Here is a 19839-nt window from a genome sequence, read left to right as displayed (position 1 = left end):
GCTCCTCGGCGCACCGGGGCCCCCCACGCACACCCGGTAACCCCCTGCTTCACGTGAACTCAGGAAGGAAGGCGGCACATGACGACCACTCAGCCCGCTCCCGTGCCCTCCATGCGGCTGCGGGAACTCGCATTCGGGGCGGCATGTGCCGCCGCCCTTCGCGCGGCCGCCCGGCTGGGCGTCGCCGACGCCCTCGGTGACGATCCCATGGCCGTGGAGGACCTCGCGGCCGCGGTGAAGGCCGAACCCCGCCCGCTGCGCCGGGTCCTGCGGGCCCTGTCCTGCTACGGCGTCTTCGCCGAGCAACCGGACGGGACCTTCGCGCACACCGACGTCTCCCGGCTGCTGCGCGAGGACGATCCCAACAGCCTGCGCGCCATCACGCTGTGGTGCACCGAGCCGTGGACCTGGGACGTCTGGCCGAAGCTGGACGAGGCCGTGCGCACCGGCCGCAACGTGGTGGAGGACCTGTACGGCAAGGAGTTCTTCCCCTACCTCAACGAGGACGCCCCGGAGTCGGCCGACGTCTTCAACCGCGCCATGACGACCTCCAGCGTCCAGTCGGCGCGCGACGTCGCGGAGTTCCTCGACCTGTCGGGGAGCGCGTCGGTCGCCGACATCGGCGGCGGCCAGGGGCACGTGGTCGCGAGCCTGCTGGACAAGTACCCCACGATGCACGGGACGCTGCTGGACCTTCCGCGGGTGGTGGAGAACGCCGTCCCGAGGCTGCGCGAGGGCGGCGACCTCGCGGACCGCGCACGCGTGGTGCCCGGCGACGTCCGGACGGCCGTCCCGGTGAAGGCCGACGTCTACGTCATCAAGAACATCCTGGAATGGGACGACGAGAGCACGGCCCGCACACTGCGCAACGTCCGCGAGGCCGGCGGCCCGGGGACGCGGGTCGTGGTCATCGAGAACCTCGTCGACGACACGCCGTCCATGCGGTTCAGCACCGCCATGGACCTGCTGCTGCTCCTCAACGTCGGCGGGGCGAAGCACACCACCCGGAGCATGGTGGACCGGCTGACCGAGGCGGGCCTGGTCATCGACGACATCAGCCCGGTCAACCCCTACCTGCACGCGTTCGACTGCCACGTTCCCGGCTGATCCGGCCGCGTACCGCGGGGCCCGGTGCACCGCGGTACCCCCGTGGACGGCCGGTCGCCGGGTCCGCAGCGTCGCGGGCCCGGCGACCGGCCGTCACCGGCGGCCGTCAGCCGGCCGGTTCGCGCTCCCAGAAGTAGAAGCGCTGTGCCATGGCGTCCTTGGGGGAACGCCAGGTCTCGGGGTCGTACGCGCTGACGTACGCGGCAAGCCGCTCGCTGACGTCCCGGAACTCGGGATGCCCGGTGACCTTGGCGATGGCCGGTCCGGGGTCGCGCTCGGCCTCGATCAGGTGCATGTACACATCGCCGAACTGGAAGAGGCTGCGCCGGGTCACCCCGACGAGCCGCGGCAGCTCTCCCCGGTCGGACTCCGCGAACACCTCGGCGATGTCGGGCGCCGACCCCGGGGCCATCCGGGCGACGATCAGAGCTTGGTGCATGGGGTCGTCCTCCGTCCGGCTCAGTCGTTCGGACCGTGCGCCGCACCGCCGTTCAGGCCGTGCGTCGCGCCGCGCTCCGCGGCGATCTTCTCGATGCGGTCCCGGATCAGGGCCATCTGCACCTTGGAGTTCCGGTTGATGTTGTCCGTCATCCACTCGTCGTCGACCGGCGCGTCCGGCTTCATCGCGAAGTCCTGCGTCCAGACCATCCGCGTGCCGGCCGGCACCTCCTCGTACCGCCAGTGGATGTCCATGTGGGCGAAGGGCCCCGTCTCGACGCGGCGGGCCTTGACGGTGAGCGTCTCGCGGTCCGGCTCGCGCTCCGAGACCCAGCTCCACACGGTGCCGTTCTCGTCGGGGTGCATGGTCAGCCGGAAGGTCGTCCTGTGCCCCTCCCGGGAGAGGATCTCGACGGAGGCGTACTCGCTGAACAGCTGAGGCCAGTTCTCCAGGTCGTTGGTCACCTCCCAGACCAGGTCCAGGGGCGCCGCGATGGTGATCTCGTTCTGCGTGTGTCCCGTCATTTCACGCTCCTGCCATGAGGGCACTGTTGACCAGGTCGAGGAACTGCCGCGGCGTCTTGCTGCGTTCGGCGTCCGGCGGCATCGGTGTGCCGTACCGGTTCTCCAGCTCGCCGACGATGCCCAGCAGGCCCAGCGAGTCGACGCCCATGGGTTCGAAGACCGCTCCGTCGCGGCGGAGTTCCTCCGGGGTGACGGTGGCACCGGCACACTTCTTCATGAGTTCGGCCAGCTCTTCCACAGTGATGCGGTCAGTCATGCCATTCCCTTTCCTTGCCTGTTCCGCGGCGCCTCACAACGAGGCGTCGGTGGCGCCGTGCCGCAGCACGAGCGCCGAGTTCGACCCCATGAGTCCCCGGCTCAGCAGCAGCGCCGTACGCACCTCGGCGGTACGGGCCCGGCCGGTCACGAGATCGAGGTCGTGGCAGATGTCGAAGACGTTGGGGGTGGGCGGGATCAGGCCGTGCTCCATCGACAGCACCGCTGTCGCGGCGTCCGTCAGCGGTGCCGCGCAGTAGGCCCTGCCGATCCCCGTCTTCGGGGCGGTGACCGGGACCCGGGTGCCGTGGGCACCGAGGGCGTCCGCGATGGCCAGGACCTCGGCGCGATCCGCCTCCGGAACGCCGAGGGCGTCGGCGAAGACCACGTCGATCTCCTCGGGGGCGCAGTCGGCCTCGGCCAGCGCTCCTCGGATGGCCTGGGCGAGGCCTTCCCGGGACTCCTCCCAGCGGGAGGCTCCGGTGAAGGTCGCCGCGTGCCCAGCCAGGTGGGCCCGCACGCGGGCACCCCGTTCCCGGGCCGTGCACTCCGCCTCCACCACGACCATGGCGCCGCCTTCCGCGGGCACGAAGCCGCAGGCCGATGACGTGAACGGGCGGTAGGCGCAGGCCGGGTCGTCGACCGTGCTGAGTTCCCGGTAGCCGAGTTGGCAGACCACCGAGTAGGGCGCGATCGGCGCCTCGGTCGCCCCGGCCACGATCACGTCCGTGCCGCGCCGCACGGCCCGCGCCGCGTGGGCGAGGGCGTCCAGGCCGCCGGCCTCGTCGGCGGCGACGACCGAGCAGGGGCCCTTGAAGCCCCGGCGGATGGAGATCTGGCCGGTGCTGGCGGCGTAGAACCAGGCGATGGACTGGTACGGGCCGACGAAGCGGCTGCCCTTGCCCCACAGTTGCTGGAGTTCGCGCTGTCCGAACTCGCCGCCGCCGGAACCGGCCGCGGTGACCACGCCCACCGAGAACGGCGCGTCGTCGGTCTCGGGCCGGTGCAACGCGGCGTCTTCCAGGGCGAGGTCGGCCGCGGCCATCGCGAAGTGGGTGAACCGGTCGGTCTGGACCAGGAAGCGTTCCTCGATCGCCGCCGACGGATCGAAGTCACGCACCTGGCCCGCCACACGCAGCGGCAGGTGTTCACAGCCGTCGCGGGTGATCCGGTCCAGGGCGCTGATGCCCTCCCTGGTGGACTTCCAGAAGGTCTCGGTACTGGCTCCGTTGGGCGCGACCACACCGATTCCCGTGACGGCCGCGCGCCGTGTCCGGGGTTCGCTCATCGTGTCTTCTCCCTCGGCCGGTTCATGACCACCGCGGACTGGAAGCCACCGAATCCGCTGCCGACCGAGAGCACGCTGGTGAGCTTGCGCTCGCGGGCGACGCGCGGGACGTAGTCCAGGTCGCACTCGGGATCGGGGGTCTCGTAGTTCGCGGTCGGCGGTACCACCTGGTGGGCCAGGGCCAGCACACAGGCCACGAGTTCGATCGCTCCGATGGCGCCCAGGGAGTGGCCCACCATCGATTTGATGGAACTCATCGGGGTCTCGTAGGCGTGGGGGCCCAGGACCCGTTTCACCGCTGCGGTCTCATGGCGGTCGTTCTGCTTGGTGCCCGACCCGTGCGCGTTGACGTAGTCGATCGCGGTGGGGTCGAGCCGTGCGCGGTCGAGGGCGTCCTCGATGGCCCGGGCCATCTCCAGGCCCTCACTGGTCAGGCCGGTCATGTGGTAGGCGTTGCCGAAGGTGGCGTACCCGCCGAGCTCGCAGTACACGCGGGCGCCACGGGCCCTGGCGTGTTCGAACTCCTCCAGGACCAGGACGGCGCCGCCCTCGCCCATGACGAATCCGTCCCGGTCGGCGTCGAAGGGACGCGAGGCGTGGGCGGGATCGTCGTTGTTCGGCGAGGTGGCCTTGATCGCGTCGAAGCAGGCCATGGTGATCGGGGAGATCGGTGAGTCCGAGGCGCCGGCTATGCACACGTCGGCCCGGCCCTCCTGGACGGTGTGGAAGGCGTACCCGACGGCGTCGAGCCCGGAGGTGCAGCCCGTGGAGACGGTCTGCACCGGGCCGCGCGCCCCGAAGCGCTCCGCGACGGTCGAGGCGAGCGTGCTGGGCGAGAACGCGCGGTGCAGGTCCGGGCCCGCCTTGCGGTGATCCACGTCCCAGTGCTGTCCGCTGCTGCTGACCAGGACGTAGTCGTTCTCCAGCCGGGTGGTGCCGCCCACCGCGGTGCCCAGCGAGACCGCGACGCGCCACGGGTCCTCGGCGTCGATGTCGAGTCCGGCGTCCCGTACCGCCTCGTCTCCCGCGACCATGGCGAACTGGATGTAGCGGTCGCATCGTTCCACGTCCCGCGCGTCCAGACCGTGGGCCGCGGGGTCGAAGTCGCACTCGGCGGCGATCCGTGAACGCAGACCGGCCGGGTCGAAGAACGTGATGGCCCGTGTCGCGGTGCGCCCGGCGGCCAGCAGGTCCCAGAACGCCGGTACGCCTATGCCGCCCGGTGCGACGATGCCTATGCCGGTGACCACCACGCGTCTCGTCATGACCGGACCTGACGTCGTGCGGCTGCCTCCGCTCCCACCACTGCGGACTCGGCGTCGGTCTCCTCGGTGTCGACGTGGCCCAGCGGCGGGCTCGGGGCCAGCGGGCCGAGGTGGAAGACCAGCCGTGCCTCGACGTCGCCGACGTTGCGGAAGCGGTGGCGCACGTTGAGGGGGATCAGCAGCCCCTGCTCGGGCCGGAGCGGGTGAGGCTCGCCGTCGAGGTCCACCTCCAGCTGCCCGCACACGACGTACACGAACTCCTCGGAGTACGGGTGGTAGTGCTCGGCGATGCGGTCGCCGGGCTCGATGAGGGCCACGCCCATGAAACCGCTGGTGGCGCCGACCGCGGCCGGGGTGAGCATGGCGCGCAGGTCACCGCCTCGCCGGCGGTTGGGCTCGACGTCGCTCATGCTCACGATTCTGGGACGAGATGTGATCACGCGTTCCTCCGTTGATGTGCTGCACCACCGTGGGAGAGACGGACACCGCCTCTCCCACGGGACGGTGAATCAGGCGTCGGGCGACCGGCGGTCGGTGACGAGATCCATGCGCGCGCGTTCGAGGAGGCGCGCCATGCCGCCGTCCCCGGGCGCGGACGCCGGTGTGCCCGCGTCGTCCAGGAGCGTCGTCAGCTCGGTCACCTGTGCCGAGTCGGTGAGGCCCAGGATGCGGACGGGGTCGGCGGCTTCGATTCCGTCGCGCACGTCGATGAGCCGAACGACGACGTCGTCGCGCTGGAAGATGGTGCTGCGCAGGACCGGGCTGTGCGGGTCGTCCGCCGCGGCCTCGTCCTGACGGGCCAGGAGTTCGGCGAGCTTCATGCCGAGGTCCGGCCGGGCCGGGTAGTACAGGGCGTACCGCTCGGCCTGGGAGTTCCGCTGCTCCGCCGTCACATGGTGGACGGCCGGCAGCGCGGCCCTGGTGAAGAACACCCGGGCGGACTCGGGGTCGTTGAGGTCCCGGTCCTGCTCCAGATGGGGGTTGATGGCCTCCTCGACGGCCCGCACCTCGGGCTGCCGGGCGACATGGCGCAGCGCGGCCAGCAGGTCGCCCCGCACCTCGATGGCCCGCACCACGCGGTTGCCGTGCATGAACAGGGAGGTGCGGCACAGCCGGGTGGTGTCGTCGACCTGCGGCTCGGGCGAGGCGTAGTCGGCGAGGATCTTGGCGACGATCTCCTCGCTGCCCGGCTTGACCGTGAAGGTGAGCGCGTGCCGGATGAGGCCGTCGCCGATCCTGGGTGCCGTCTGGAGCCGGCGCTCCTCCTGGCCTGCGTCCGCCGCCGGGCCGCCGGTCTCGCGGACGACGTGGAAGCGCAGCGAGCGGGTGTCGCGGACGCAGCTGTGCAGCGGCTCCACCATCCGCACGTGTTCCTCGCTGTTGACCCAGGCGAGGAACGGCGGGGCGCTCTCCCACTCGCTCGTGATGAGCCACTGCGAGGGGTTCTCGATCGACTGGCAGAGTTGGTCGCTGACATGTCCGGGGACGGACGCGACCTGGTTGCACAACTGTTCGTAGGCCTCGAGGAACTCCTGCTGGGCGCCGTCGTGGACGTCGACCAGGAGGACGACCCGGAGCCGGGAACCGTCGAACACGGACTGCGAGACATGGTGCGACGCCTGCCGCGTTCGCGAACCTGCAACCCGTTCGGATGTGGTGGTCATCCTGCACACATCTCCTTCGCGGAGGGGAAAGTGAACGTTGGCCGCAGTGATGCGACGTCAGCGTTCCTCGATCCTGTGCCCGTCCCCGCCGATTGCGCGACTCGGATGAAGTACGTGAGTGACAGGGACGGGGGCGTCCGGACGAGATGAGCGAGGGAGACCTTCGGCCGTCGAGGGGGCCGTCGGCCCGCCGGCCGCTGTCCTCCGCACAGGTGAGGTGCCCTGTCACGGCCTGCGCCACCGGCGCATGGCATGCCGGTGGCGCAGGCGGCCGACGCCGTCACGGCGGGCGGGTCACGCCCGGCGTCCGACGCGAGCGGAGCCGGGGTGTCTCAGCTGAAGGCCAGCCCGGTCCGCAGGACTTCGCGCAGCACCGCCTCGGCGTCCGTCTCGGGGCCCGGAGACCGCCAGGCGACGAACCCGTCGGGCCGGACGAGCACGGCACCGCCGGGTCCGGTGCCGTGGCGCTCCGCCCAGTCCACGCCGTCCTCGGGCACCAGGTCGGCGGGCGATCCGCTGCCCACCCGGTACGACGTGAGCGGGAGGGACAGCTCGTCGGCGAGACCGAGGGCGGCCTCGTGCCACCCGTTCGGCTCCGCGGCGTCACTGAGCAGCACGAGCGACCGCTCGTAGAGGTCGAGCGTCGAGATCCGCTCGTCCCCGCGCCGCACCCAGAGGTGAGGGGCCCTGCTGCCGGGCCCGCCGGTCAGGTCGAGACCCTCCGGCACGACCGGGACGGCGGGGTCGGCGCCGACGACGGCGCCCTGCGGATAGCGGTAGCCGAGGGCCACGTTGAGGATGCCCTGGCGCGGGCCACCGCCGCCCGCTCCGGGGGGCGGGGCGAATCCGGGGTGGCTGTGTTCGGCCGACCGGGCCGCGGCCCGTGCACTGGTGGCCTCGGCCACGGGACGGCGCTCGGCGTCGTAGGTGTCCAGCAGCCGCTCCCCCGCCCAGCCGTCGAGTACGGCGGCCAGCTTCCAGGCGAGGTTGTGCGCGTCCTGGATGCCGGTGTTGGACCCGAAGGCCCCGGTGGGGGACATCTCGTGGGCCGAGTCACCCGCGAGGAAGACCCGTCCCGACCGATAGCTGCGGGCGACCCTCTGGGCGGCGTGCCAGGGCGCCTTGCCGGTGATCTCCACATCGAGGTCGGGGACGCCGACCGCCCGGCGGATGTGCTCGGTGCACCACTCGTCGGTGAAGTCCTCCAGGGACTGTCCCTGCTCGGGGTGCCAGGGGGCGTGGAAGACCCAGTTCTCGCGGTTGTCCACGGGCAGCAGGGCGCCGTCGGCCTCCGGGTCGGTCAGGTAGCAGACGATGAAGTGGCGGTCGCCCACGACGTCGGCGAGACGGCGGGAGCGGAAGGTGAGGCTGACGTTGTGGAAGAGGTCGCCGGGCCCGCTCTGCTCGATGCCGAGCTGCTCACGCACGGGACTGCGGGGGCCGTCCGCGGCGACGAGGTAATCGGCGCGTACGGTGGTGTGCTCGCCGGTCTCCCGGCTCTTCACCACCGCGGTCACCCCGTCGGGGCCGCTGTCGAACGACATCAGCTCGGTGGAGAAGCGCAGGTCGCCGCCGTATCCGCGGGCGTGGTCGAGCAGGACCGGCTCGAGATCGTTCTGGCTGCACAGGCACCAGGCGCTGGGGCTGAAACGGGCCAGCCCGCCGCCCGGGTCGATGTCCTTGAACAGCCACTCACCGGCGTCCCCGACCAGGGTGGGCGCCTGCAGGATGCCGTGGTTGACGGACAGGGTGGCGGCCGCCTCGTGGATCGCTTCCTCCACACCCGCCACCCGGAACAGCTCCATGGTGCGGACGTTGTTGCCCCGGCCCCGCGGGTGGATGGAGGTGCCCGCGTGGCGCTCCACCAGCAGGTGCGGTACGCCCAGCCGTCCCAGGAACAACGAGGTTGACAGGCCGACCAGGGAGCCGCCCACGATGAGGACCGGGACGTCGATGGTCCGGGGGTCCGCCTGCCCGGCTCGTTGGTTCATCACTCTCGCCTCCAGTGCGTCGATGCCGCCGACCCAGCCGGATACGGCGGAGATCCTCATGCATGCCCCGGGACGGTGACAGCGGCTCAGGCTTCACCCGCGTGCTCGGGGGTGCGCCCCTGCGGGCGGGACCCGCGACGAGGCCTTCCCCAGGTGCTCGGGGCCGGTCCGTCACGGCGAAGACCACGGCACAGCCCGCGGACAGGGCGCTCGTGGCCCCTTCTCGCCCTCCACCGCCGAGGGATCGGTACGGCGGGCGTCCGCAACCTCGGCGCGCCGTGTGGGTGACCCGCTCACGGAGTGCGAGGCCTGGAGCCCGGTGCTGGAATGGTGGCGGGGGCGGTAGGAGAACAGCCGTGACGACCAGAGGTGACGCCGTGAGCGAGGAACGCGAAGAAGTGGGGCCCATCGACTACCTGGTCGTCGAGTTCCCCGGAAACCGCATGACCGGCGAGGGCTTCCCCCTGCTCGTCGATCTGGTGGACCGCGGTCTGATCCGGATCCTGGACCTGATGTTCGTCAGGAAGGACGAGGACGGAACCGTGACCGGCATGGAGATCGCCGACCTCACGGGTGACGGCGCGCTCGACCTGGCCGTGTTCGAGGGCGCCTCGTCGGGCCTGCTGGGCCAGGACGACATCGAGGAGGCGGCCACCGCGCTGGAACCGGGATGCTCCGCCGGCATCCTGCTCTACGAGAACGTATGGGCCGCGCCGTTCGCCGCCGCCCTGCGCCGTGGCGGGGCCAGGTTGGTCGCCTCGGGGCGCATCCCCGTCAATGCCGTCCTCTCCGCCCTCGACGAGATCGAGGCCGCCCGCTGAACGACATCCGAATGCCTCTCGCCGAACGGCATTCGACAACGCTGACGGCCGGAAGGGAACACAGCCATGCCAGGTCTGATTCGAGGGGTCGCGCGCACCGCGGTCGTCGCGGGCACCGCGACCGCCGTGTCGAACCGCGTCACACGGCGGCAGCAGGGGCGCTGGGCGGCACAGCAGGGTTACGGCGCGTACGCACCCGAGCCCCGGGCCGCCGCCGAGCCGTCGGCCCCGGACATGACGGACAAGATCGAACAACTGAAGCAGCTCGGTGAGCTCAGGACCCAAGGGGTTCTCACCGAGGCCGAGTTCGAGGAGCAGAAGCGCAGGCTCCTGCAGGCGTGATCAGAGGCGGCCCCGGGACCGCGGGCCGTGCGGAAGGCCGACCCGACGGACCGGCGGGGGGTCGCGTGAGGAGGCCGCGGGGAAAGCAGCGGGGAAAAGGGGGGAAGGGCCGCTTCGACCTCCCCAGGTGTCGCAGCCCTTCCCGTCCAGCTGCAAGCGCTTACCCCGGTATCCGGATCTCATGCCTCACTTCGTCGCGCGTGACTCCTCAGTCAGTCGCGCCGCCCTTCCAGGGCATCGATCAGCTCCCTGAGCGCCGGCAGCGCCCCCTCGATGGCCCGCCGGCTGTCGGGCGCGAGGGCGGCGAGGGCGCACCTCAGCTCCTGCGTGCTCACTCGGTCGTACCGGCCGAGCAGGTCGAGGGCATGAGGGGAGGCCACGAGCGTCACCGTACGCAGATCGGTGGACGACGGGTTGCGCTCGACGAGACCCGACGCGGTCATGACGCGGACCAGGTTGCTCACCGTCGAGGAGGCCACGCGCAGACGGGCCGCGACCTTACGCGGTGCGAGGGGCCCGGCCTCGGACAGGACTCTCAGAAGTTCGATCTGGGCCTCGGGAAGATCCGGCAGGCCTTCGGCGCGGCGCGTGCGCAGCAGCACGGCGCGCCGCAGGGGCCCGATGAGGCGGCCGAGATCAGTCGCGGTGTCCATGGATCCATGATGCCCGCGACATGGTTTTGCCACAAAATAGTTTTGTAACAAAATTGATGGCCGCACGGCGACACGACGACACAGCGAACGACAAGGAGATCGCCCTCATGGCCGGCCACGAAGCACATCGGACCACCGCTCGGAACCCCGTACCGCCGCAGGATCTCTCCGGGATCGTCGGCCACCGCTTCATCTAGAGCTACGCCAACGGCCGGCAGTACGAGATGTACGTGAAGAACGCGTCCACCGTCGACCACCGGATCCCCTCCGGCATGGTGGGCGGCCGCTGGGTCAAGGACCAGCAGGTCGACCTGGTCCTGCTGGACGACGACCACTACAAGGTGTCCTGGAACGAGCCCACCGGCACCTCGGTGTGTGTGCACGTCACGCCGGGCAAGCGCCGCCTGCACGGCGTCATCTTCTTCCCGCGCCGGGTCGAGGAGCACGGCGAGCGCACCGTCCTCTTCCAGAACGACCACCTCGACGAGATGCGCCGCTTCCGTGACGAGCGCCCGACCCACCCGGTCCACGCGGTCCCCGAGTTCGCCGAGGTCACGCTCTTCGAGTTCGTCGGACCCGACGACGACACCGTCATCGCTACGGCCCCGGGCGACCTCCCGCCGGGCTGGTCCGACCGCACCGGCGGACCACCGGGTGCCGTCCGCAGTTCTCGCTCAAGATCGATTGTCAGTGGTGGGTGAGAAGGTAGGAACATCAAGCCGGAACGAGGGGGAGCTGTGATGTCCGCAACCCAGAACTACATCAACCACGTTGCTCTGGTCCTGGATGCCAGTTCATCGATGTCGCACCTGAGCCGCAAGGTCGTCGAGGTCGCCGACCAGCAGATCGCGTACCTCGCACGCCGTTCGAGGGAGCTCGACCAGGAAACGCGCGTCACGGTGTATGTCTTCGCCGACAAGGTGGAGTGCGTCATCTACGACAAGGACGTGCTGCGCATGCCGTCGCTGAAGCAGCTGTACCGCACCGGCGGTATGACGGCCCTCCTGGCAGCCGCGCTGAAGTCACAGAGCGAGCTGGCACAGACGGCCCAACTGTACGGCGACCACAGTTTCCTGACGTTCGTCCTGACGGACGGACAGGAGAACGCGAGCCACCGCTGCCCCGACACCCCCGCCACAGATCCGCGTCAACTGGTGCAGGCGGTCGCGGAGATGATCCGGACGCAGCAGGACAACTGGACGCTGGCGGTTCTGGTGCCCGATCAGATGGGCAAGCGCGAAGCCATGCAGTGCGGCTTCCCCAAGGACAACATCGCCATATGGGACGCGACCAGCACACAGGGCCTGGAGGAGGCCGGGCAGGTCATCCGGCAGGCCACCGAGAACTTCATGATGGGCCGCACGCAGGGCATCCGGGGGTCGCGTGCGGTGTTCTCCACGGGCGCCGAAGCGGTCAACCAGGACACCATCAAGGCGGCCGGCCTCACGCCGGCCGACCCGTCGAAGTACCAGCTGATCCCGGTGGCCCGCGACGCGGCGATCAGGGAGTGGGTCATCGAATGCGGGCACACCTACCAGACCGGTGCCGCGTACTACCAGTTGAGCAAGTCGGAGAAGATCCAGGCGCAGAAGCAGATCGCGGTGCTGGAGAAGAAGACCGACCGTGTCTACACCGGTCCGCAGGCCCGGGCCCTGCTGGGGCTGCCCAACACGGAGGTGCGCGTCAAACCCGACCACAACGACCACTTCACGATCTTCGTGCAGAGCACCAGCGTCAACCGGAAGCTCGTGCCCAACACGCGTCTGTTGCTCATGCTCTGAGCTTCCGCGCCGCCGGTCGGGGGGTGCCGGGAGCCGCCTCCCGGCACTCCGTCACGGTGTTCGATGCGGGGGTTCGCTCAGCGAGGGCCCGGCGACAGGCCGAGTTCGCGTGCGCCGAGCGGGGTGAAGAAGCGCGCCACATCGGCGTCGGTGACCTCGGCGAGGGTCTTCGGCGACCAGCGCGGCGTGCGGTCCTTGTCGACGACCTGGGCACGGATGCCCTCCACCAGGTCGGAGGTGTCCAGGGCGGCGCAGGAGACGCGGTACTCCTGATCGAGGACGGGCTCCAGCCGGCCGAGCTCCCGGGCCCGGCGCAGGGAGGCCAGGGTGACCTTGAGGGCGGTCGGCGACCTGCCGAGCAGGGTCTGCGCGGCTTCCTCGGCTGCGGGTTCACCGTGTGCGAGCAGCCGACGGACGATCTCCTCGACGGTGTCGGCGGAGTAGCAGGCGTCGATCCAGTCGCGCCGGGCGGCCAGGACGCCCTCCGGGGGTGTCTGTGCGCAACCGGCCAGGGCCTGCTCCGCGGGGAGTTCGGCCAGGGCGTCGAGGAGGCCCGGCAGCGAGGCCGTCGGCACGAAGTGATCGGCGAGTCCGCACAGCATCGCGTCGGCGGCACCGATCTGAGCACCCGTCAGGGCCAGATGGGTGCCCAGCTCACCGGGGGCGACGGCGAGCAGATGGGTGCCGCCCACGTCCGGCACGAAACCGATGCCGGTCTCCGGCATGGCGACCCGGGACCGCTCGGTGACGACACGGACGTCGCCGTGCGCCGAAACTCCGACACCGCCGCCCATCACGATGCCGTCCATCACGGCGACGTACGGCTTGGGACAGCGGGCGATGCGGGCGTTGAGGCGGTACTCGTCGCGCCAGAACAGGGCCGAGGCGGTGCCGTCGCCGTCGCGCGCGTCGTCATGGATGGCACGGATGTCACCGCCGGCGCACAGGCCGCGCTCCCCCGCGCCGGTGATCACGACGGTCTCCACGGCCGGGTCCCGCTCCCACGCGCGGAGCGCCTCGTCGATACGGCGGACCATGGTGTGGGTGAGTGCGTTGAGTGCCCGCGGCCGGTTGAGCGTGATGTGGGCGGCGCGCCCGCTGGTGTGGAAGAGGACGGGTTCCGCTTCCCCGGCTCCGGCTCCGGCTCCGCTCATCGGAACGTCTCCCCCGGGTCGTGCACCACCGTGACGTGCATGTGCTGTCGATTCCTTCCCTTTGAGTGGAGGGTACTTCGTCCCCCTCGCCGGTGATCTCCCAGGGGGCGGGCACCGTCCGCCGGCCGGCAGGTGTGCGCTAGATTTTGCCTCTTCTTGACCGCGATCACTCATGATCCCTACGTTTCGGAGTTGGCATCCCCATGAGCGACATCGTCAACGGACTCGGCCGGGCCACTGCATACGGCGCTCTGGGACTGGTTCTGTTGCTCCTCGGCATCGTCCTGGTCGACGTGCTGACACCCGGGAAGCTCGGCCGGCAGATCTGGGAGGAGCGCAATCGCAACGCCGCCACGGTCCTCAGCTCCGCCCTGCTCGGCATCGGCGGCATCGTGTTCACGTCCATCTGGACGACATACGAGGACTTCGGCAAGGGGCTCGTCTCGACCGCGGCGTTCGGGGTGCTGGGTCTGGTCATGATGGCGGTGGCCTTCCTGGTGGTGGACCTGGTCACGCCGGGACGCCTGGGTGCCACGCTGGTGGAGGCGGAGCCTCATCCCGCGGTCTGGGTGACGGCGTCCTGCAACCTCGCCGTCTCCGCGCTCATTTCGGCGTCCATCGCCTGAACCGCCCTTCTCGACGGGCCCGTCAGCGGCTTGGGCGGCTTCGTGAGAACAACCTTCGCGGCCCAGTGAACGCACCGCCGCCGTCCTTCCTCTTGCAGGGCGAAACCCGCAACCGAGAGGAAACTGCTGTGCGTTCACGTAGACGTTTGCGTCCGCTCCTGCACCCGGCCGGGTCCGTGGTCCTGGCCCTGGCCGCCGCCGGATCCGTGCTGGCGGGGCCGGCCGGCTCCGCCGTCGCCGCCGGGTCGGGCGGGCGCGCCGATCTGCGGGCGGATGTGAACCGCGACGGTCGGGTCGACGTCACCACCGGCAGCGACACCAAGGGTGAGGACGGCTGGTCGGTCGAGCGCGGGGCTCTGTACCTGCCGAACATCGATGACGACGCCAGGCGGTGCCCGGTGACCGGGCCCGGCGGCGCACCCCTGTCCGACGCCAAGCTGGCCGCGTGCAACGACGGTTCCGACAAGAAGGTCAACGGCACCGCGGACGCCGCCGACCTCGCCCGGATCCGTTCCGTGCCGCTGCCGGACCTTCCCTCCGGCGCGAAGGGCAGCCTGAAGGTGGCGGCAGGGGGTGAGCACGTGCACCTCTTCCTGAAGAGGGACGGGAAGTGGGTTCTGGTGACGTCCGGGACCCGGCTGACGGCCGCCGAGTTGCGTGCCGGTGCGGAGTTCGGCGTCGAGGCGACCGACGTCGTCCGGGACCGTGCGAAGTGGGACGGCCGTGCGGTGGTCCGGCTGACCGTGACGACCGGGCAGAAGTCCACATCCGACGCGGTGACGCTGCGCGTGGCGCCCCTGCTGACACAGCATCACCTTCAGGACACCCGGCAGGTGATGGTGTCCAAGGTGCGGGGCAACGGCCCGGACAGCCGCCTGCAGCGGACGTTCGTCGCCGCCCTCGAGAAGGAGGTCCGTAAGGCCGGTATCACCACGCCGCTGGTGACCTTCCAGAAGTACGCCGACCGCTGGGCGCAGGACTTCGTCGAACCGGCCTACGTCAGCATGACCGGGCCGGACGGCCGGCGGCAGGTGATGCGTGTGATGCTGCGCTCCGCCCAGCCGGACCGGGACGCGGGCCGGGAGCTCTTCGAGAAGATACGCGGCCGGGACATCGGTGTCGTGCAGGTGACCGACCGGGCGGAGCCGGACGACTGGTCGCTCAACTCCATGGGCAACCTGGAGACCATCCCGCCCTACGCGCACGGCGGACGCTCCTTCCCGGCCGGGCGGATCATCATGGGCGAGCGCAAGGACAGCCGGGCGCGTCCGTCGAAGGTGATGCGGACGCTGCTCACGTCACAGGGGTTGCAGGACCCGTTGCTGCTGGACACCTCGTGGCTCGGGGTGGGGCACGTCGACGAGTTCGTGCAGTTCCTGCCCGCCGACACACCGCGTGGCTGGCGGATCGGCGTCGCCGACCCGCAGGCGGGACTGAAGCTGCTGCGCGACGCCCAGCGGGACGGCCACGGCGGCACGAAGATGTTCTCCGTCCCGGGCCGCAGTGACGCTCCGGCACCCAAGGAGACCATCGACAAGGCACTCGCCTCCCGTCACCTGGTGGCCGACAACAAGATGGCGGCGCGGCGCATCGCGGCGAACCTGGAGATCCTCAAGCGCGAGACGGGCGTCACGGACGCGGAGATCGTGCGGGTGCCCGCGCTGTACACCCGCGACTCGGAGGCGCTGACCGCCGAGGGCCGGGAGATCCCCGTGCCGCGCCTGACGCGCATGGGCGCCGGCTCCGACCTCGTGAACGGTCTCGGGGATCACGGCCAGCAGAAGTGGCTTGCCGGGAGTCCGGCCGCCGGACGTGCCGGGGCCGCGGCGACGGTGACGACCAGCGCGTACGTTCCCGGTGCGGTCAACGGCGTGCTGCTGACCCGTGACCGCTACCTCGCCCCGCGCCAGTGGGGCCCGGTCGTCGCGGGCAAGGACATCTTCACGCAGGCCGTCACCGCCGCCTACCGGCGGGTCGGCCTGAAGGTGTCGTACATCGACGACTGGTACACGTACCACCTCGGCATGGGCGAGGTGCACTGCGGCACCAACACCCTGCGCGACGCGGCGTCCGCGTGGTGGCGGCAGCCGTAGGCAGCGGGGGCTCAGCCCGGCCGCGGCCAGGGGCGCGGATCGATCGCCGAGGGCACCTCAGCCGATCCGCGCCCCCGGCACCGCTGCCGTCCCGGGTCCCGACTCGCCTGCGCCCCGCAGCACCGACGTTCGGGGAAGCCCGGCGAAGCGCCGCCCGGTTGACCGGCCGGAGCGGCTCCGGGGCGGGAGACGAGCGGGCCGTCGCACACTCACCCGCCTCGGGTGAGGCAGCCCGGTGCTTGCCGTGGGCACGCTGATGAGGACACCGAACGGTTCGGAGCGGGGGCCTGGACTCATGGCGTTGCCTCGCTCCTTCCGCTCCCCTGAGCATCGCAAACGAGGCGCACGATGACCGCGACAGACATGCAACCGTCACACAGGGCGAGGGACGAGTGGGCCACCGGCCTGACCGCCTTCGCGGCTGTGATGCTCTTCCTGGTCGGCCTGCTCGACATCTTCCGGGGCATCATGGCCATCGCCGAGGACGACATCTTCGTGACGACCCGCAACTATGTGTTCGAGTTCGACCTGACCGGCTGGGGCTGGGTCCACCTCGCCCTGGGCGTACTCGCCGTGATCGTCAGCCTGGGGCTGCTCAAGACGGCGATGTGGGCCCGCGTGCTGGGTGTGGCCATCGCCGGACTCGTCATCATCGCCAACTTCCTCTCCCTGCCGCAGTACCCGGTGTGGTCCGTCGTGATGATCGCTCTCTCGGGCTTCATCATCTGGGCCCTGTGCGTCGTGCCGCGAGACAACCTTCTCGAGCCGTCGGAGGAGGCTTCCTGGCGCGAGCGCGACGACGCGTACCGCCCCACGACCGCTCCGCGGCCGCCCCGCTGACGAGTGAGACCCCGCTGATCTGCCACCGAAGGTGCAGGTCAGCGGGGCGTCGGCGTGGTCTGCCGTGCGGCGTGGAGAGAACGCTGGGATGCTGAGGGTGAAGCGCTGCCCATGACGTGGCCCTGACTGACAGGGGTGATGAGCGCCGTGGCGGAAATCCATGAGAACGTCCAAGGATCGGCGGTTCACCTCGTTCCGGCACTGTCACACACCGATCCCCTGGGGGATCCGTTTCTGCGCACCCGGTTCGCCCTCCCCGCGAGGCCCCGCACCTTCCTGCGTCGTCAGCGGCTCGCCGACCACCTCGACCAGGCCCTGAGAACACCGCTCACTCTGCTCAACGGCCCCGCCGGCGCCGGGAAGACACTGCTGGCCGCGGACTGGGCCTCCGAGCTGGGGCCCCCGGTCGCCTGGCTCACCTGCGACGTGGGCGACTGCCGTCCCGGGGTTTTCTGGGCCTACGTGCTGCAGGCCCTGCGGGCCTGCGGTGCGCCGGCGTCCGAAGCCGTCGGGGTACCGGCGGACGCCGCCGGGGTGAACCACAGGCTTCTGTCGGCACTTGCCGGCGAGCTGAACGGCCGCGAGCGGCCGGTCGTCCTCGTGCTCGACGAGTACGACCGTGTGACCGGTGCGACGGTCGCCGAGCAGTTGGAGTTCGTCCTGCACCACGCCGGCCCGGGACTGCGCCTCGTGCTCGTCACCCGCACCGAACCACTGCTCCCGTTGCACCGCTACCGGGCGGCCGGTGATCTGACGGAGATCCGCTCCGCCGAGCTGGCCTTCACACCCGAAGAGGCCGCCGCACTGCTGGAACTCCACGGTCTGAGCCTCCCGGTCCAGGCCGCGCGGAGCCTGGTCGACCGCACGCAGGGCTGGGCCGCCGGCCTGAGCCTGTCCGCCCTGGCCGCCCGGGAGAGTTCCGACCCCGAGCTCTATCTGAAGGAGTTCGAGGCGGACCGCAGCACCGTCGCGGACTTCCTGCTGGCCGAGGTCCTCAAGAGGCAGACGCAGGAGACACAGGACCTTCTGCTGCGTGTCAGCGTCCTGGAGCGCTTCTGTCCCGATCTGGCCAACGCGCTGACCGACCGCGCCGACGCCGAGCCCATCCTCGCCGGGCTGCACCGGGAGAACGCGTTCGTCGAGCGTCTCGGGCACTCGTGGTATCAGCTCCACCCGCTGTTCGGGGAGATACTGCGCGCGCATCTGCGCGTTCGCCTGCCCGGGCTGGAGCCGGAACTGCACCGACGGGCCGCGCGGTGGCTGCATCGTCACGGCTTCCTGCCGGAGACACTGGCCCACAGCGCCGCCGCGGGCGACTGGGACCTCACCGCCGGTGCCCTCGTGGACGACCTCGCGATCGGGCTGCTCTTCACCGGGCCGAGCTCGGAGAACCTGGTGCGGTTGTTCTCCCGCATGGGGCCCGAGGCGAGGAGCCCGGCCACCTGTCTCGTGCGCGCCGCCCGCGACCTGTCCCGGCACGACCTCGATCACGGCCTGGCCGGTCTGCGCGACGCCGAGGAGCAGCTCGCCCACGCGGGGAACGACACCCATGAGGCGGCGGCCGCCCGGCTGAGCTGTGCGCTGCTGGAGGCCCTGGCCGCCCGCCTGAACGGGTCTCCCCCAGAGGTCGAGAAGGCCGCCGAGGCGGCCGCGGAGCTGAGGCAGGAGGTTCCGGGTCACCTGCTGGACAAGCATCCCGAACTGACCGCCCTGCTGATGACCCACGTCGGCTCCACGCTCCTGTGGGCCGGGCGCTACGAGGACGCGCGGACCGTCCTGACCGGCGTGGCCGGCGCTCCCGGCGGAACCGCCACCGCGCTGCCCCGGGAGGAGGCGATGGGGCACCTGGCCCTGCTCGACTACATGAACGGCTGGCCCGGCCGGGCCGAGCGCAAGGCACTGGCCGCGGTGTCCGAGGCGGACCGGCCCGGCGCGCCCCGGCCCTCCGGATCCGGAATCGGAAGGCTGGTCCTGGCCGCCGTCGCCGTGGACCGCGATGAACTGGGGCGGGCCCAGGCCCTCATCGACGAGGCGGCCGATCTCCCCTCCGGAACGCCTGATCCGGTGCTGGCGGCGGGGCGCGCCCTTGCCGCGGCGCGCCTGCTGATGGCCCGCGGGAAGGTGCGGGCTGCTGTCGAGGCGGCTGACCCGGCCGTCCCCGCCGCCGTGGCGTCCCCGTGGGCGAGGAGCCACGAAGCGCTCGTCACCTCGGCCGCCCATCTGGCCGAGGGACGGCCGGACGAGGCCGCCGAGGTGCTGCGGACCGTCTCCGGTGACCAGCCCGTGTGTGCCGTGGAGGCCGCGGCGATCCAGCTCGCCGCCCGGCGTCCCGCGGCGGCCTTCGACCTGCTCGACAGCGTGCACGCCGAGGGACGCACCGGCCCGGCGGTGACGGTCCGGGCAGCGCTGGTGAGAGCCCGTGCCGCCGCCGCGGCCGGCGACGGAGCCACGGCCCGCAAGCTCGTGGCACAGGCGCTGCTCGACGCCCGCCGTGAGCGGCTGCGCCGTCCGTTCCTGGACGCCGGAGCGTGGATCCGGCCCCTCATCGCCACGGCTCCGCTGCACGATCTGGCGGCAGGCTGGCTGACACCCGCCGCGCCCGCGCGGGGCGAGCGGACCCGCCCGGAGCCGCCGCCCGCACCGCTCGTGGCGGTGGAGCTGAGCGCGCGCGAGCACGACGTCCTGGACCGGGTGGCCCGGATGATGTCGACGGAGGAGATCGCCGCCGACCTCTGCCTGTCGGTGAACACGGTGAAGACGCACCTGAAGAGCGTCTACCGGAAACTGGCGGTCAACCGGCGGGGCGAAGCGGTACGCCGCGCACGCGACCTCCGGATGCTCTGAGTACGCGCCGGGCCCCCTGCCCCGCGCGGCCCGCTTTTCCCCCTTCGTGGGTGAGGCGCGCGGGGGCGAGCATCGGGTGCGATGAGGGCAGTCGGCGACGCGTACGCCGGCGCATGCCGGGCACTGTGCCGGCGTACCGGGCCGACTCGGCG

At 71.1% G+C, this 19839-nt stretch carries 18 protein-coding genes and 1 pseudogene; 9 read left to right on the top strand and 10 right to left on the bottom strand.

The window, feature by feature from the left end; translation table 11 throughout:
* Positions 1-78: 78 nt before the first annotated feature.
* The gene (locus ACIQU3_RS29175) at positions 79-1107 is read left to right on the top strand and encodes a methyltransferase (protein WP_403737320.1); all 1029 of its coding nucleotides are present in this window, start codon (positions 79-81) and stop codon (positions 1105-1107) included.
* A 106-nt stretch (positions 1108-1213) separates the two neighbouring features.
* Here the strand turns inward: ACIQU3_RS29175 and ACIQU3_RS29170 are convergent, their stop codons facing one another.
* From ACIQU3_RS29170 to ACIQU3_RS29135, 8 genes are all read right to left on the bottom strand, one after another.
* Positions 1214-1546: a TcmI family type II polyketide cyclase gene (locus tag ACIQU3_RS29170; RefSeq protein WP_366718079.1), complete on the bottom strand. Its 333-nt coding sequence runs from the start codon at positions 1544-1546 to the stop codon at positions 1214-1216.
* A 20-nt stretch (positions 1547-1566) separates the two neighbouring features.
* The gene (locus ACIQU3_RS29165) at positions 1567-2070 is read right to left on the bottom strand and encodes an SRPBCC family protein (protein ID WP_403737316.1); all 504 of its coding nucleotides are present in this window, start codon (positions 2068-2070) and stop codon (positions 1567-1569) included.
* A 1-nt stretch (position 2071) separates the two neighbouring features.
* Positions 2072-2326 carry an acyl carrier protein gene (locus ACIQU3_RS29160; protein ID WP_234848428.1) on the bottom strand — a complete coding sequence of 85 codons (255 nt, stop codon included), beginning with the start codon at positions 2324-2326 and terminating at the stop codon, positions 2072-2074.
* A gap of 33 nt (positions 2327-2359) precedes the next feature.
* Positions 2360-3613: a ketosynthase chain-length factor gene (locus tag ACIQU3_RS29155; RefSeq protein WP_403737307.1), complete on the bottom strand. Its 1254-nt coding sequence runs from the start codon at positions 3611-3613 to the stop codon at positions 2360-2362.
* Entirely contained in the window at positions 3610-4878 is a 1269-nt protein-coding gene (locus ACIQU3_RS29150; RefSeq protein WP_403737304.1) for a beta-ketoacyl-[acyl-carrier-protein] synthase family protein, read from the bottom strand. Before ACIQU3_RS29150 ends, ACIQU3_RS29155 begins: the two co-directional genes overlap by 4 nt.
* Positions 4875-5318: a cupin domain-containing protein gene (locus tag ACIQU3_RS29145; protein ID WP_385664153.1), complete on the bottom strand. Its 444-nt coding sequence runs from the start codon at positions 5316-5318 to the stop codon at positions 4875-4877. The genes ACIQU3_RS29150 and ACIQU3_RS29145 overlap by 4 nt, the downstream gene beginning before the upstream one ends.
* Positions 5319-5387: 69 nt before the next feature.
* The gene (locus ACIQU3_RS29140) at positions 5388-6542 is read right to left on the bottom strand and encodes a SchA/CurD-like domain-containing protein (RefSeq protein ID WP_403737300.1); all 1155 of its coding nucleotides are present in this window, start codon (positions 6540-6542) and stop codon (positions 5388-5390) included.
* 332 nt (positions 6543-6874) lie between these two features.
* Entirely contained in the window at positions 6875-8533 is a 1659-nt protein-coding gene (locus ACIQU3_RS29135) for an FAD-dependent oxidoreductase (RefSeq protein ID WP_403928649.1), read from the bottom strand.
* A 377-nt stretch (positions 8534-8910) separates the two neighbouring features.
* Here ACIQU3_RS29135 and ACIQU3_RS29130 point away from each other — a divergent pair, with 377 nt between their 5' ends.
* Positions 8911-9354: a DUF6325 family protein gene (locus tag ACIQU3_RS29130; RefSeq protein ID WP_403737903.1), complete on the top strand. Its 444-nt coding sequence runs from the start codon at positions 8911-8913 to the stop codon at positions 9352-9354.
* Positions 9355-9420: 66 nt separating this feature from the next.
* Positions 9421-9696, top strand: a complete 276-nt coding sequence (locus ACIQU3_RS29125) for an SHOCT domain-containing protein (RefSeq protein WP_403737297.1) — start codon at positions 9421-9423, stop codon at positions 9694-9696.
* Between the two features lie 212 nt (positions 9697-9908).
* Here ACIQU3_RS29125 and ACIQU3_RS29120 read toward each other — a convergent pair whose 3' ends face one another.
* Positions 9909-10349 (bottom strand): MarR family winged helix-turn-helix transcriptional regulator, encoded by a 441-nt coding sequence (locus ACIQU3_RS29120; protein ID WP_403928444.1) that lies wholly within the window; start codon positions 10347-10349, stop codon positions 9909-9911.
* A gap of 107 nt (positions 10350-10456) precedes the next feature.
* Here ACIQU3_RS29120 and ACIQU3_RS29115 point away from each other — a divergent pair.
* Positions 10457-11050: pseudogene (locus ACIQU3_RS29115) on the top strand (phenolic acid decarboxylase).
* Positions 11051-11089: 39 nt separating this feature from the next.
* A complete protein-coding gene (locus tag ACIQU3_RS29110; RefSeq protein ID WP_403737292.1) occupies positions 11090-12130 on the top strand; it encodes a vWA domain-containing protein in 1041 nt (346 codons plus the stop codon).
* Between the two features lie 77 nt (positions 12131-12207).
* On the opposite strand, the gene ACIQU3_RS29105 is transcribed toward ACIQU3_RS29110, so the two are convergent.
* Positions 12208-13284, bottom strand: coding sequence for an enoyl-CoA hydratase/isomerase family protein (locus tag ACIQU3_RS29105; protein ID WP_403737289.1), 1077 nt, complete (start codon positions 13282-13284; stop codon positions 12208-12210).
* A gap of 203 nt (positions 13285-13487) precedes the next feature.
* On the opposite strand from ACIQU3_RS29105, the gene ACIQU3_RS29100 reads away from it, so the two are divergent.
* The 4 genes from ACIQU3_RS29100 (at position 13488) to ACIQU3_RS29085 (ending at position 19687) form a co-directional block, all read left to right on the top strand.
* Positions 13488-13910, top strand: coding sequence for a DUF350 domain-containing protein (locus ACIQU3_RS29100; protein WP_403737286.1), 423 nt, complete (start codon positions 13488-13490; stop codon positions 13908-13910).
* Positions 13911-14038: 128 nt separating this feature from the next.
* On the top strand, positions 14039-16003 hold the full coding sequence (locus ACIQU3_RS29095; protein ID WP_403737283.1) for a protein-arginine deiminase domain-containing protein: 1965 nt from the start codon (positions 14039-14041) through the stop codon (positions 16001-16003).
* A gap of 348 nt (positions 16004-16351) precedes the next feature.
* The gene (locus tag ACIQU3_RS29090; protein ID WP_403737280.1) at positions 16352-16843 is read left to right on the top strand and encodes a hypothetical protein; all 492 of its coding nucleotides are present in this window, start codon (positions 16352-16354) and stop codon (positions 16841-16843) included.
* A 138-nt stretch (positions 16844-16981) separates the two neighbouring features.
* Positions 16982-19687: a LuxR C-terminal-related transcriptional regulator gene (locus ACIQU3_RS29085; RefSeq protein ID WP_403928441.1), complete on the top strand. Its 2706-nt coding sequence runs from the start codon at positions 16982-16984 to the stop codon at positions 19685-19687.
* The last annotated feature ends 152 nt before the right edge of the window (positions 19688-19839 follow it).

The organism is Streptomyces sp. NPDC101110 (genome assembly GCF_044759525.1).
Lineage (GTDB): Bacteria > Actinomycetota > Actinomycetes > Streptomycetales > Streptomycetaceae > Streptomyces.
The sequence above is the reverse complement of the archived record's forward strand: the minus strand, read 5'-3'. Positions and strand labels throughout refer to the sequence as shown.

Excerpts from the sequence above, each read along its gene's own strand:
- ACIQU3_RS29175 (WP_403737320.1), top strand. The coding sequence starts at position 79 with ATGACGACCACTCAGCCCGCTCCCGTGCCCTCCATGCGGCTGCGGGAA.
- ACIQU3_RS29170 (WP_366718079.1), bottom strand. The coding sequence starts at position 1,546 with ATGCACCAAGCTCTGATCGTCGCCCGGATGGCCCCGGGGTCGGCGCCC.
- ACIQU3_RS29165 (WP_403737316.1), bottom strand. The coding sequence starts at position 2,070 with ATGACGGGACACACGCAGAACGAGATCACCATCGCGGCGCCCCTGGAC.
- ACIQU3_RS29160 (WP_234848428.1), bottom strand. The coding sequence starts at position 2,326 with ATGACTGACCGCATCACTGTGGAAGAGCTGGCCGAACTCATGAAGAAG.
- ACIQU3_RS29155 (WP_403737307.1), bottom strand. The coding sequence starts at position 3,613 with ATGAGCGAACCCCGGACACGGCGCGCGGCCGTCACGGGAATCGGTGTG.
- ACIQU3_RS29150 (WP_403737304.1), bottom strand. The coding sequence starts at position 4,878 with ATGACGAGACGCGTGGTGGTCACCGGCATAGGCATCGTCGCACCGGGC.
- ACIQU3_RS29140 (WP_403737300.1), bottom strand. The coding sequence starts at position 6,542 with ATGACCACCACATCCGAACGGGTTGCAGGTTCGCGAACGCGGCAGGCG.
- ACIQU3_RS29135 (WP_403928649.1), bottom strand. The coding sequence starts at position 8,533 with ATGAACCAACGAGCCGGGCAGGCGGACCCCCGGACCATCGACGTCCCG.
- ACIQU3_RS29125 (WP_403737297.1), top strand. The coding sequence starts at position 9,421 with ATGCCAGGTCTGATTCGAGGGGTCGCGCGCACCGCGGTCGTCGCGGGC.
- ACIQU3_RS29120 (WP_403928444.1), bottom strand. The coding sequence starts at position 10,349 with ATGGACACCGCGACTGATCTCGGCCGCCTCATCGGGCCCCTGCGGCGC.
- ACIQU3_RS29110 (WP_403737292.1), top strand. The coding sequence starts at position 11,090 with ATGTCCGCAACCCAGAACTACATCAACCACGTTGCTCTGGTCCTGGAT.
- ACIQU3_RS29105 (WP_403737289.1), bottom strand. The coding sequence starts at position 13,284 with ATGAGCGGAGCCGGAGCCGGAGCCGGGGAAGCGGAACCCGTCCTCTTC.
- ACIQU3_RS29100 (WP_403737286.1), top strand. The coding sequence starts at position 13,488 with ATGAGCGACATCGTCAACGGACTCGGCCGGGCCACTGCATACGGCGCT.
- ACIQU3_RS29090 (WP_403737280.1), top strand. The coding sequence starts at position 16,352 with ATGACCGCGACAGACATGCAACCGTCACACAGGGCGAGGGACGAGTGG.
- ACIQU3_RS29085 (WP_403928441.1), top strand. The coding sequence starts at position 16,982 with ATGAGCGCCGTGGCGGAAATCCATGAGAACGTCCAAGGATCGGCGGTT.